This window comes from Aromatoleum toluolicum (assembly GCF_012911005.2).
Classification (GTDB): Bacteria; Pseudomonadota; Gammaproteobacteria; order Burkholderiales; family Rhodocyclaceae; genus Aromatoleum; species Aromatoleum toluolicum.
In genome coordinates this window covers 36,164-47,480 of sequence record NZ_WTVS01000006.1, presented here as the reverse complement: position 1 = coordinate 47,480, position 11,317 = coordinate 36,164, and the positions used below count along the sequence as shown (strand labels likewise).

The 11,317-nt window shown below is 65.0% G+C and carries 11 protein-coding genes and 1 pseudogene; 8 read left to right on the top strand and 4 right to left on the bottom strand.

Going from position 1 to position 11,317, the window contains the following annotated elements:
- Positions 1 to 12: 12 nt before the first annotated feature.
- The 7 genes from GPA27_RS04390 (at position 13) to GPA27_RS04360 (ending at position 6,388) form a co-directional block, all read left to right on the top strand.
- A complete protein-coding gene (locus tag GPA27_RS04390) occupies positions 13 to 822 on the top strand; it encodes a DsbA family protein (protein WP_050418511.1) in 810 nt (269 codons plus the stop codon).
- A 194-nt stretch (positions 823 to 1,016) separates the two neighbouring features.
- Positions 1,017 to 1,511 (top strand): RadC family protein, encoded by a 495-nt coding sequence (gene radC / locus GPA27_RS04385; RefSeq protein ID WP_050417896.1) that lies wholly within the window; start codon positions 1,017 to 1,019, stop codon positions 1,509 to 1,511.
- A 168-nt stretch (positions 1,512 to 1,679) separates the two neighbouring features.
- Positions 1,680 to 2,132 carry a TIGR03757 family integrating conjugative element protein gene (locus GPA27_RS04380; RefSeq protein WP_083447103.1) on the top strand — a complete coding sequence of 151 codons (453 nt, stop codon included), beginning with the start codon at positions 1,680 to 1,682 and terminating at the stop codon, positions 2,130 to 2,132.
- Entirely contained in the window at positions 2,129 to 3,079 is a 951-nt protein-coding gene (locus GPA27_RS04375; RefSeq protein WP_050417894.1) for a TIGR03756 family integrating conjugative element protein, read from the top strand. The genes GPA27_RS04380 and GPA27_RS04375 overlap by 4 nt, the downstream gene beginning before the upstream one ends.
- Before the next feature lie 10 nt (positions 3,080 to 3,089).
- Positions 3,090 to 4,490: an integrating conjugative element protein gene (locus GPA27_RS04370; protein ID WP_050417893.1), complete on the top strand. Its 1,401-nt coding sequence runs from the start codon at positions 3,090 to 3,092 to the stop codon at positions 4,488 to 4,490.
- Positions 4,487 to 4,843 (top strand): hypothetical protein, encoded by a 357-nt coding sequence (locus tag GPA27_RS04365; protein WP_050417892.1) that lies wholly within the window; start codon positions 4,487 to 4,489, stop codon positions 4,841 to 4,843. The genes GPA27_RS04370 and GPA27_RS04365 overlap by 4 nt, the downstream gene beginning before the upstream one ends.
- Before the next feature lie 15 nt (positions 4,844 to 4,858).
- Positions 4,859 to 6,388, top strand: coding sequence for a conjugal transfer protein TraG N-terminal domain-containing protein (locus GPA27_RS04360; RefSeq protein WP_050417891.1), 1,530 nt, complete (start codon positions 4,859 to 4,861; stop codon positions 6,386 to 6,388).
- Between the two features lie 25 nt (positions 6,389 to 6,413).
- Here the strand turns inward: GPA27_RS04360 and GPA27_RS04355 are convergent, their stop codons facing one another.
- From GPA27_RS04355 to GPA27_RS04345, 3 genes are read right to left on the bottom strand one after another with little or no spacing between them, the layout of a single operon-like run.
- On the bottom strand, positions 6,414 to 6,782 hold the full coding sequence (locus GPA27_RS04355) for a DUF3742 family protein (protein WP_050417890.1): 369 nt from the start codon (positions 6,780 to 6,782) through the stop codon (positions 6,414 to 6,416).
- Between the two features lie 19 nt (positions 6,783 to 6,801).
- Complete coding sequence (locus GPA27_RS04350) at positions 6,802 to 7,266, bottom strand: type II toxin-antitoxin system YhaV family toxin (protein ID WP_050417889.1); 465 nt, start codon at positions 7,264 to 7,266, stop codon at positions 6,802 to 6,804.
- Positions 7,266 to 7,652 (bottom strand): type II toxin-antitoxin system PrlF family antitoxin, encoded by a 387-nt coding sequence (locus GPA27_RS04345; protein ID WP_444541836.1) that lies wholly within the window; start codon positions 7,650 to 7,652, stop codon positions 7,266 to 7,268. The genes GPA27_RS04350 and GPA27_RS04345 overlap by 1 nt, the downstream gene beginning before the upstream one ends.
- Positions 7,653 to 7,898: 246 nt before the next feature.
- Between GPA27_RS04345 and mobH the strand changes: the two genes are divergently transcribed.
- The gene (gene mobH, locus GPA27_RS04340; protein WP_050417887.1) at positions 7,899 to 9,710 is read left to right on the top strand and encodes a MobH family relaxase; all 1,812 of its coding nucleotides are present in this window, start codon (positions 7,899 to 7,901) and stop codon (positions 9,708 to 9,710) included.
- Between the two features lie 314 nt (positions 9,711 to 10,024).
- On the opposite strand, the pseudogene GPA27_RS04335 reads toward mobH, so the two are convergent.
- A pseudogene (locus GPA27_RS04335) lies at positions 10,025 to 11,154 on the bottom strand (ISAs1 family transposase).
- Positions 11,155 to 11,317 lie beyond the last annotated feature (163 nt).

Here is an 11,317-nt window from a genome sequence, read left to right as displayed (position 1 = left end):
GGGGAGGCGACGATGCACCTGCCCGGATTCGTTCGATCCCGCCGTTTCGTTCTGCTCGCGTTGCTGATGGTCGCCTTGCTTCTGGGCTCTGTCGCTTGGACGTTCCTGCGCCCACATGCCGCGGCACAAGTTGAAGCTCGCCCCCCGAGCCACGCAGAGACGCCACCATCGACGCCTTCACCACCAGCGACGCCTTCAACACCAGCGACGCCTTCAACACCAGCGACGCCTTCCGGGCCGCCCTGGCGCCATGGTCGGCCCGACGCACGTTTCACGGTGGTCGAGTACGCGGATCTGGAATGCCCGTTCTGCCGGACGTACTTCCCTGTGCTCAAGCGCTGGATCGACGAGCATCCCGAGGTGAACTGGCAATGGCATCACCTGCCGCTGGCCATGCACGAGCCGGCGGCCTCCGCCGAAGCACGCCTGGTCGAGTGCATCGGTGAGGCCAGGGGCGCCGCCGCGTTCTGGCAGGCCGTGGATTGGGTCTACGCTCACACGCGCGGCGACGGGCAGGGCCTGCCCGAAGGACTGCGCTATCCCGACCTCACGCCTGCTGTGCAGCACTGTCTCGCCAGCGACCGGCCCGACGCGGTGGTCCGCGCCCAAGCTGCGGAAGCGGAAAAGAACGGCATCACCGCCACGCCGATACTGCAACTGCGCGACCGCGAGACCGACAAGGTGATCCTGCTGCACGGCCCCGTCGAAGGCGACGCGCTGCTATCGGCCCTCGATCTGCTCGCCGCTGGTGACAAGACCGGCGTGGAGTCGTCACAAACCCGAGACATGCCCGCCGCGTCCGTCGGCGACATGCCTAGGTAGCCCCCGATCTTCAAGGCTACGGCGCGTCGTTACCGCGCTGATCGAACCCGTTCGCTTCGCATCCTTGCCCGCGAACAGCTGCCACGCCTGTGGTGGTGGATGCCCGTTCGTCCACTGTCCCATCCCCATCGTCCCCTGGAGGGTTTGCCCTCCCGGGGCAGGCGCCCTCCGATCTCATCCATTGGAGGTTCGCCATGTCTTGTGTCGTCGCCGACTCCCGCCCGGAGTCGCTCACCCTGATCGTCGCCCAGCACGAGGACTGGATCATCCAGCAGGCCATCACTTTGCTGGAGAAGCGCGTCTTCAAAGCTGGCCCGTCTCTGGGCAGTCCCGCCGCCGTGCGCGACTATCTGCGTCTGAAATTGGTCGTGGAGCCCAACGAAGTCTTCGCCGTCGTGTTCCTCGACAGCCAGCACCAGGTGCTCGCCTTCGAGCCGCTGTTCAGGGGCTCGGTCGACCAGACCTCGGTGTATCCGCGGGTGGTCGTCCAGCGTGCCTTGGCCCTCAACGCCTCGGCGCTGATCCTGGCGCACCAACACCCCTCGGGGGTGACAGAGCCCTCGATCGCCGATCGTGCGCTCACGGAGCGGTTGAAAGCCGCCCTGGCCATGGTCGACGTGCGTGTGGTGGATCACTTCATCGTCGGCAAGGGCAACCCATACTCCTTCGCCGAAGCCGGCCTGCTGTAGCTCTCCGCTATCCCGGTATGTGCCGTTCATCCCCATGGGAGCCCTCGGGCTCCCTTTCTTTCGGCAGCGCCCCTGCAAAACGGGGATTTCCCGGCGTCGGATTCTTTGTCGCTCCACGAGCGTCATTGGATTCGACTATGACCTGCATCGACACCACTGAGGCGCCACATGCAGTTTTCACCTTATGGCTTTCTTCCTGACCTTGCTTCGTGGAAATCCATGGCTGTCGCGGTGGCTGCGTGGTCGTGCATGGCCTTGTTCAGCCCGCTCGCAGCAGCCGATGTGCTGGTCGTCACCGACAGCCATCACCCGATCAAGACCATGGGTGGCGAGCGAATCATCGAGCTGGACCTGCCGGCCCGGATCGAGGCCGAACTCTCCGCCGGCCTGCCGGCCGATCCAGGCCAGGCCGAGGCCATCGTGCAGCAGCGGTTGCGTGAGGGGAAAGAGACACTGCAGCGCCGGATCGGGCGTGCCTACCAAGATGTCGCCGATGCCTGGGGCCTGGGCATTGCCGCGATTCCCGCGGTGGTGGTCGATCGCCGCTACGTCGTCTATGGCGAGCCCGACGTGGCACGCGCCGTCGCTCGTATCGATGCCCACCGGAGCGCACGGCCATGACCCGCCTGCCGACCGCGCCGTCCGGGCGCCTGCGGACAGCCATGGCCTCGCTGCTGCTCTGCGGCGCCACGTCGACCTTCGCCCTGGACACGGCGACCATCATTTCCTCGGCCGTGTCGCCGAATTGCCTGGAGTACCGCGTCGTCGGCATCTGCTACTGGTTGTTCTGCACCATGTTCGGTTGCTCGGTACGCACCTCGGTCAAGGTGCGCCACTACGTACCCGATGCCGTGGTGTCCAGCTACTCGAACACCGGCGAAAACCCATGGGTGGAAGTGCGGGCGATGAGCATGCCCAATCCCACAGCACGGGCCGGCGGTGATGGCACGACCAACCACGACAACGAGAACAACCTGGCCAAGTTCAAGAACGCGGACGTGATCGGGCATCCCGCGGGCTCGGTGTTCAGCCAGTTCGCCAGTGCATCCGGGTACACCTGCCAGGGCGCCGGCACCGCCTTCATGCCGTACCTTTTGAGCACGCTCGACACGCTGGCCTGGCGCTACAACATCCCCGAGATGGTGTACCCGGAAGCGCTGATCCCCGGCATGCGCGAGATCGGCGGCCGCACGACGCTGAACCTGTGGGGCAACGTCTATCCGCGCGGCGGCTTCCTGCACCAGACCGACGACTACAAGAGCGGCGCCGTGGTGGCGCAGCGCGCGGGCGACGTCGTGACGCGGCGCGCCCAGCCCCACGTCTACCAGCCGCTGCTCGCGACCGCGCGCGCCGGCTACTGGCCCGCCGGTGCCCTGGTGGAAGGCGATGCCTCCACCGGCAAATGGCAGGAACTGACGCCGACCCTCTCGAACACCTGCGCGGTGTTCCCGCACACCAACACGCGCGTGCAAGCCCGGCAAGGCGACTACGCCTGGGCACTGTGGCGGCCCTATGCCTGCTGCCGACGCCGGGGGCAGGTCTTCCTCGGCAGCGTTGATTTCCAGTGAGGTGTCTCCGATGAAAGCACTCATTTCCCGCTTCACTCAGCGTGCCAAGCCCTACACCCTGGCCGTCGCGCTCGCCTGTGCCGTAACGGCGGCCGGTGTCGCCTGGGCGCAGACCCGCATCGACCGCAGCAGCGTCAGCGTGAATGGCAGCGTCATCGGCGATGACGTGCTCTACAGCATCGGTGGCGGCAGGGCCGTGTCCATGGGCGGTGCTGGGAACATGCAGAGCATCGGCGTGGGGATCGGCTGGAACAGCAACCTGATCTGCGGAAACATGAGCATCACGACCACGCTGCAGAACCAGCTCAACGGCATCACCAACGGCTTCCAAGCGATCATGAGCACCGTGATCCAGAACGCCACCAGTGCGGTGGCGTCGCTGCCGGCGCTGATCATCCAGCGCGCCGATCCGGGCCTCTACAACCTGCTCACCAACGGCGTCCTGCAGGCTCGCCTGGACTTCGACCGCTCGAAGATGACCTGCCGGGCCATCGCCAACCGCCTGGCGGACATGGCGGGTGGGCAGGCCGGGTGGGACCAGCTCGCCGAGGGCATGGCACTGCGCGATGCGGTGAGCAGCACCGATGCCGTGTCGGCCGTCGAGCAGGCCGAGTCGAACAGGGGCAACAACGGCGTGCCCTGGGTCGGCGGCGGCAACGCGGGCGGATCGGGCCAGAGTGCGATCAAGGTGGTGGGCGACATGACGCGCGCGGGCTACAACCTGCTCAACGGGCGCAGCGCGACGGACACCTCGTCGATCCCGCGCACTTCCTGCGGCAACCGGCTGACCTGCCAGACCTGGTCCTCGCCTGGTGCGGCTGCAGCCTGGGCGACGCGCGTGCTGGGCGAACGTGAGCAGCGCACCTGCGATAGCTGCACCAAGACCCAGACCACTCCCGGGGTCGGGCTCACGCCGGTGATCCAGGAGGAGTACGAGACCAAGCTGCAGGCGTTGCAGGAACTGGTGACCGGTGCGAAGCCGACGACGGTAGCGAACCTGGAAGCGGCCGGCAGCAATTCGCTGCCGATCACCCGCGGCGTGATCGAGGCCTTGCGCGACGAGCCCGACCAGGACCTGCTGGGCAAGCGCCTGGCGTCGGAGGCGGCGCTGTCCAGCGTGCTGGAGAAGGCACTGCTGTTGCAGCGGACGCTGCTGACCGGCAAGAAAGAGCCGAACGTCGCGGCCAACGAGCTGGCCGTGAAGGCGGTCGACCAGGAGAACAGCGCGCTGGAGCAGGAGATCAACAACCTCAAGACCGAGCTGGAGCTGCGGCGCACGCTGGCGGGCAACTCCGCGATGGCCATCGTCCAGCGCCACGGCACCCGCGCCGGTGGCTCGCGCGGCATCTTCGAGGGCGACACCACGCGCGACCGGCTCAAGGAAGTCCAGAAGCCCCGGAGCACGCCATGACCGGCCGCACGTGGCTGCGGTGGCCTACGTGGCTGTTCAACCGTCGCGTGGGCGTCGCACTGCTATGGACGCTGCTGGTGGCCGGAATCGCGGTGGCCGTGAATGTAGTCGGCATTCACATCGTCGGCGGCATCGACGGCTGGGAGCAGTGGCTGCGTGCGCATTCCGCCCTCTTCCACGTCTGGCGGTTGCTTCTCTACGCAGCGACGGCCTATGGCTGGTGGTGGATGCGTCGGCGCCTGCTGCAACGCGAGCCGTCGGCCGAAGCGCATCACCGCCTGCTGCGCGTCGAGATCGCGGCCGTGACGACCATCGTGCTGCTCGAAGCCAGTCAGCTGCTGCGCCATGGCTGAGGCGGGGAGGATGCCATGACCCTCTACACGACCGACTACCTGGAGTATTACCTGACCCTGGTGGGCTGGCTGGTCAACAACGGCATCTGGAACATCCTCGTCGCCAGCGGCGTGTTCGCGCTGCCGTTCGTCGCCATCGTCATCCAGGAGTGGCTGCGGGCGCGCGCGGAAGGCGCGGACGAGGGCAACAAAGGTGTGCTGTCCTCGATGCGCATCGAGAACCGCGTCTGGGTGGCGATCGTGGTCATCATGTTCGCCGGCATCCCCTTCATTCCGGTGGATCTGAGCACGATCCGCTTCGATACGACCCGCTCCGCCCAGTGCCAGGTCAGCGTTCCGCAGCCGAAGGACACCGGCTGGTCCAACGCCTACACCACGCTCAACAACCAGAGCGCGCTGGTGCCGGTGTGGTGGTTCTTCATGCACGCCATCTCCAAGGCCGTCACGGGCGCCGCGGTGGCAGCGATTCCCTGCGGGACCGATCTGCGGCAGATGCGCATGGACGTCGATTCCACCCGCATCAACGACCCGGTGCTGGCGCAGGAGGTCGGTGATTTCGTGCACGACTGCTATGGACCTTCGCGCGCCAAGCTGTTCATGAGCCGGCCGACGCTCTCCGACGAGCAGATGAACGACGTGACCTGGATCGGCTCGAGCTACTTCCTCGACACAGCCGGCTTCTACGACACCTACCACTCGAGCACCCCGCGCACGGCCTGGCCTTACGACGCCACCCGCGACGCGGGGCTGGCCCAAGTGGACAGCGGCGGCGGCTATCCGAGCTGCCGGCAGTGGTGGTCGGACGGCAACAGCGGGCTGCGCGCCCGCCTGCTGGCCCAAGTCGATCCCGATCTGCTCTCTCGCATCGGCCGCTGGGCGGGGTTCCTGTCGCAGAACGAGGTCAACGACTCGGTGATCCGCGCCGTCGTCTCTCCCCGGCAGCAGAAGATGAACCAAGGCGCCGTCTATACCGACTACGGCGGACAGATCGAGAAGACGCTGCCCAACATCGTGACCCGCGGTGCCGGCGACCTCGGGATGACCGTAGGCTCGCTGGGCTTCTTTCCGGCCATGGACGTGGTCCGCCAGGCGTTGCCGATGGTGCTGTCGCTGCTCAAGATGGCGCTGGTCATCTGCATCCCGCTGGTGCTGGTGGTCGGTACCTACGAGCTGAAGGCCCTGGTCGCGGTGAGCTGCGCGGAATTCGCGCTGTTCTTCGTGGACTTCTGGTTCCAGCTCGCGCGCTGGCTCGACAGTACGATCCTCGATGCGCTCTATGGCTGGGGCTTCGGCGCGAGCCGGCCGCATTCGAACTTCGATCCCCTGATCGGCCTGAACAATGCCTTCGGGGATATGCTGCTGAACTTCGTCATGGCGACGATGTTCATCGTGCTGCCGGGATTCTGGGTGGCTGCGCTGGGATGGGTTGGCGTTCGGGCCGGCAATGTCCTGAACGGGCTTGCCGTTGCAACCGGCGACGCGAAATCAGCAGGAGGGAGCGGTTCGCGGCTCGCGATCTCGTCTGCCAAGGGATCCGCCAAGTGAAGGTGATCCCGATTCAGTCGCTAGCCTAAGGATTGTCGGGATCACCCATGTCGCGGCGCCACTCGCTTTTGTCATACAAGCCAAAGCCGCCGTGCCCCTCGCGCCATTCCGGCTTGCTCTCGTCCTCCGCGTTCCAAGCTGCTGGGTCGCGCACGCTCCAACCAGCAAGAGCCAGCAGGGCAAGCAGCGCCGCCAGCCAGAGTGAGGCGTAGGCCAGCACACCGAGCACAACCAGCTTGATGACGAGCAGCACCGCCGAGGCCACACCAGGCGCCCATCCTTGCACAATCAGCAGGCCGTGCGCCTTCCGGTCAAGTCGCACAATTCCCCGCCACATCCGACCCAGCGTCCGGCCGGCGCGTTCCGCGAAGTTGGTGTGTGCAGTGGGTTTCATGGTGGCTACCAAGTACGTTTCAAGGATTCTCCGGTGCACGCCAATCCGTCTGGCTCGCCGCCACCAGCGCCGCCCAATCGTTCGGCGGGTTGCCTCGGCCCAGCATTTTCTCGAACACCGCATAGGGGTCGGATCTGCTGCCCGCCGCCCGCAGGGTCTGCTCGTCGTTGACCCAGGCGAACACGATCGCCTTCACCTTGGAGTCGTAGCGGAAAAACAGGCGGAATCGCCGCCCGATCTTCGCGCGCCGCCAGTGGCGATAGGCCGGCCCCAGGGTGTTGCCCTGGCGGTACTCGTCCCGCGCGGGATCGCTCGGCACGACCTCCATGATCAACTGGCTCAACGCCCGAAACAGCTTGACGTTGGCGTTGCCCTCGAATCCTTGCGGGTCGCTCTGTTCGGCCCGCTCCGCGGCCACCTGCAGCTTGCGCAACTGCTCGATCACGCCCTCGTGGAACAAGAGCGTCCAGCCGTGCCGCTGCATCAGAGCGCCACTTCGCCGTCGATGTCTTCATCGAGATTGACCGCGTGGCCGGCATTCGCCAACATGGCTCGGGCCAGATCATCCGGCAGGGACTGGACGTGCCGACCGGCCCGGATGTCGGCCTCCAGCAGGCCCAGGAAGGCCTCGATGGCCGGGTCTTCGTGTTCGGCGTCCGCGCGGGTCACGATAATTTCGCCTCCGCGCAGGTCGAAGGCCACTTTTCCGCCGGCGTCCACGCCCAGTGCCTGCCGAATGGGCTTGGGCAGTGTGATCTGGCCCTTGGAGGTCAGCGTGGCGACTTCATGGATCTCAGGCATGGCTGTTCTCCTGATGACAATACTTGCATGGTAAGGAATATTCCTTACATCGTCAATCTGCTTGAGCATGGGACCTCCGTCCAGTTGAAAGAGAAGGCCCCATCGTAGGCCCGGCACAGGCCGCCTTCCCGCCAGAATCCGATTTGGGCCAGTCCCCCATTGGCTGTGGCTCGGCTGCCTTCGCTGCCCTATACCAAAGGCTTTCCGACAAAGGACAAAGGGCTGGGAAGGGGCAAGGGAACGGGGTCAAGGGGAAAGGCCCTACCCGAAAGGGCCAAGAGGCTCCCCCGAACAGCCCGCCATCCAGGATTCGCCATGCTCTCGCTGTTCCAACGCAAACGGATGCCACCTGCCACCGCAGTCACGCCCACTCCCTCCGCCGAGCCCCCCAAAGGGCTGACGCGGACGGAATCGGCCGCATCACTGCTGGCGACACCGCGCCGGCAGAAGCTGCTGGAACACATCTGGCAGCGCACGTCCGTCTCCCGTGACCAGTTCGCCACGCTGTATCGGGCGCCACTGGAGCGCTACGCCGAGCTGGTCCAGAATTTCCCAGCCTCGGAAAGCCACCACCACGCCTACCCGGGCGGCATGCTGGACCACGGCCTGGAAATCGTGGCCTACGCGCTGAAGCTGCGACAGCCCCATCTCCTGCCGGCCGGTGCCACGCCGGAAACCCAGGCCGCCCAGGCCGAGGCCTGGACCGCCGGCATCGCCTACGCAGCACTGCTGCACGACGTCGGCAAGGTCGCCGTCGACCTGCATGTCGAGTATGCCGACGGCACGATCTGGCATCCCTGGCATGGTCCGCTCCGGAAGCCGTACCGCTTCCGCTACCACAAGGCGCGCGAATACCGGCTGCACAGCGCAGCCACCGGGCTGCTCTACGCCCGACTGCTCGACGCCGGTATCTTCGACTGGCTCAGCGGATATCCCGACCTGTGGTCGGCACTCCTGTACGTGCTGGCCGGCCAGTACGAGCATGCCGGCATGCTCGGGGAACTGGTCGTGCAGGCCGATCAGGCCTCGGTCGCCCAGGCGCTGGGCGGTGATCCGGCCAAGGCGCTGGCGGCCCCCCGCCATGCGCTCCAACGCAAGCTCCTCGACGGATTGCGCTACCTGCTCAAGGAAGAGTTCAAGCTGAACCAGCCCCAGGCCTCGGACGGATGGCTGACCCAGGACGCGCTGTGGCTGGTCAGCAAAACGGTCTCGGACAAGCTGCGCGCCCATCTGTTGGTCCAGGGCGTCGATGGCATTCCGTCCAGCAACACCGCCGTCTTCAACGTGCTGCAGGATCATGGCATTGCGCAGCCGACGCCGGAGGGAAAGGCTATCTGGAAGGCCACCATCACCAGCGACGCGGGCTGGTCTCACACCTTCACGCTCCTGCGCCTCGCGCCATCCCTGATCTGGGAAGGTAATCAGCGGCCCACACCGTTCGCCGGCACAGTGACGGTGGTGCAGGAAGAGGGGGAACCAACAGTTTCCGCGTCGTTGCCCGCCGTACCGGACTCGGCCGCCTCCGAGCCTCTGTCGGCGCAGCCAGCCGGCGAAGGCGTCGAGGCGCTTCTGGATCTGCTCGACACTCCAGATATCGCATCGGCCGTTCTCTCGTCGACCTCCGAAATGTTTTCTCCAACCCTGGAAGAGCCGCCTCTTGAGTCAGGTGAATCAAGGTTACCGGCCGACTCGGCGGCGTCTGCGTCGACTCCAGGATTGGAGGAAACGCCGTCAGGCGAGCATTTCGTCGCCTGGCTGCGCCGGCATATCGAAGAGCGCAAGCTCATCATCAACGACACCAAGGCATTGGTGCATACGGTCGCCGATACCGTCTATCTGGTCAGCCCTGGCGTGTTCCAGCGTTACGCTCAGGAACATCCAAGAACTGCCTTCCTTGCCAAGCAAGACCAACTGGCCGATTGGCAATGGGTGCAAAAACGCTTCGAGAAGCTGCAATTGCACCGCAAGCAGCAGAATGGTCTGAACATCTGGATATGCGCAGTCACAGGGCCGCGGAAATCGCGGAGACTCCACGGCTACCTGCTGGAAGACCCGCGAGTCCTGTTCAGCGATATGCCACCGAACAACCCTTACCTGTCGGTATCTGCTGCCGCCGATCCTGTGTAGGAAGGCACCTATCGGCAACCCACCCATGAATCACGGAGCGAGTCCAACGTACGAGATCGTCCAAAGGAAGGTCACCACGATGATACAGCCGCCAGTGACGCATGGTCTCCCGCATCGCTTTCGCCGCTCTGTCACTCACGGCAGGAGAGAAACTGACAAAGAGCCCGCCCCTGCAAGCCGACTTCGAGGGGACTCCCCTCATCTTTGGTAAAGCATCGCTTCCACCTCGTCATTGGCGGTTGCGTTCGTAGCACACGATGCCCTGGTACTTGGCAATGAGCACCTGTTCGCCCAGGGCAATCGCATGAATGCGGCTACTCCAGACCGAAGAGGTGAGCGCGGTATTCGTCGGATGTTGCGGCAATAAGCCTGCGCAGCTTGATTCCGCCTTTGCGGGGGATGGGATCGAGGCGAATGAGGTTCAGCGTGATGTGCTTGAGCACAGCCAAGTTGTGAGCGGCGTGGCCCGTGCGGGCGCGCATCTGGTCGTCGCCGAAGACGACGTCCATGCACCAGTGCAGACGGTTCTCGACGGCCCAGTGCGAGCGGACGGCGTGGGCTAGGCGCTGCGCATCGGGCGGCAGGCTGCTGATGTAGCAGCGCCGCTCGGAGGTGGTCTTGCCTTTGATCGTGCGCTCGGATTCGATGACGACGAAGGATTTGAGATCAGGCCACTGTGCCGGATTGTGCAGGCAGTCGAGCTGATCGAAGGCAAAGCAGCGGCGATGCTCGATGCGTCCGTGGTTCTTGTCGATGTCCTGGTAGAAACTGTGGGGCGTCTTGGCAGGCGCAGTTGCCTTGAACTGGGTAAAAAAATCGCCGATCGCCTCGGCGAGCGTCGGATGGTTGTCCTTGACCGCCAGGACATAGTCGGCGTTCTTGTTGCGAATTGCCTGCGCAATGTTGGCCTGCGTGCCCATCGCATCGATCGTCACGATACAGCCTTCGAGGGCCAGCGTTTGCAGCAGCGTCGGAATCGCCATCTTCTCGTTGGATTTTTGCGCCGTGGCCGTCTGCCCCAGCACCAGCCCTGCACCGGCCGCAAAGGCGCTCACCAAATGCAACGCGGTCGCATCGACCTTGCCCGTGCGCCGACTGGTCTTGCCGTCGATGGCGACCACCGCATCAGGCCCCAGTGCGGGCAGGATGCTGCTGACCCAGCGCCGGAAGGCGGCTTCGAATTCGCTCGGATCGATCAGCCCGAACAGCCGGCCAAACGTGTCATGCGACGGAATGCCGTGTTCGAGCTTCAGGTAACGCCGAAACCACGCGAGCTTCTCGTTTGCCCACCCTTCGATCTCGACGAAGGTATCGGCTCCGGCAAGGACGCCATTGACCGCCACTACCAGCACCTCCACCAGATCGTGCGCGTCTTCCTCGCCTGACGCGGGTCGCTGATCGACACAAACACGTCCGCCAACCGCAACCGGCCTTCCGTCTCCATGAGTCGCCCCAAAAAGACAGAAAACTACACAAAACAAACGCTTGTGAACAGCCCCTTCGTAACATCATGATTGTCAACGACAATTCTCACGGGGCGCCACCGCGGATTCATGCGATTGCCCTGCCTGTTCGCCGGGCTCGGCGCGGGATGCCAACGTCCATAG

Coding starts and splice junctions, on each gene's coding strand:
- radC (WP_050417896.1), top strand. CDS start 1,017: ATGTCTTGTGTCGTCGCCGACTCCCGCCCGGAGTCGCTCACCCTGATC.
- mobH (WP_050417887.1), top strand. CDS start 7,899: ATGCTCTCGCTGTTCCAACGCAAACGGATGCCACCTGCCACCGCAGTC.
- GPA27_RS04350 (WP_050417889.1), bottom strand. CDS start 7,266: ATGCAGCGGCACGGCTGGACGCTCTTGTTCCACGAGGGCGTGATCGAG.
- GPA27_RS04365 (WP_050417892.1), top strand. CDS start 4,487: ATGACCGGCCGCACGTGGCTGCGGTGGCCTACGTGGCTGTTCAACCGT.
- GPA27_RS04345 (WP_444541836.1), bottom strand. CDS start 7,652: ATGCTCAAGCAGATTGACGATGTAAGGAATATTCCTTACCATGCAAGT.
- GPA27_RS04360 (WP_050417891.1), top strand. CDS start 4,859: ATGACCCTCTACACGACCGACTACCTGGAGTATTACCTGACCCTGGTG.
- GPA27_RS04380 (WP_083447103.1), top strand. CDS start 1,680: ATGCAGTTTTCACCTTATGGCTTTCTTCCTGACCTTGCTTCGTGGAAA.
- GPA27_RS04390 (WP_050418511.1), top strand. CDS start 13: ATGCACCTGCCCGGATTCGTTCGATCCCGCCGTTTCGTTCTGCTCGCG.
- GPA27_RS04375 (WP_050417894.1), top strand. CDS start 2,129: ATGACCCGCCTGCCGACCGCGCCGTCCGGGCGCCTGCGGACAGCCATG.
- GPA27_RS04370 (WP_050417893.1), top strand. CDS start 3,090: ATGAAAGCACTCATTTCCCGCTTCACTCAGCGTGCCAAGCCCTACACC.
- GPA27_RS04355 (WP_050417890.1), bottom strand. CDS start 6,782: ATGAAACCCACTGCACACACCAACTTCGCGGAACGCGCCGGCCGGACG.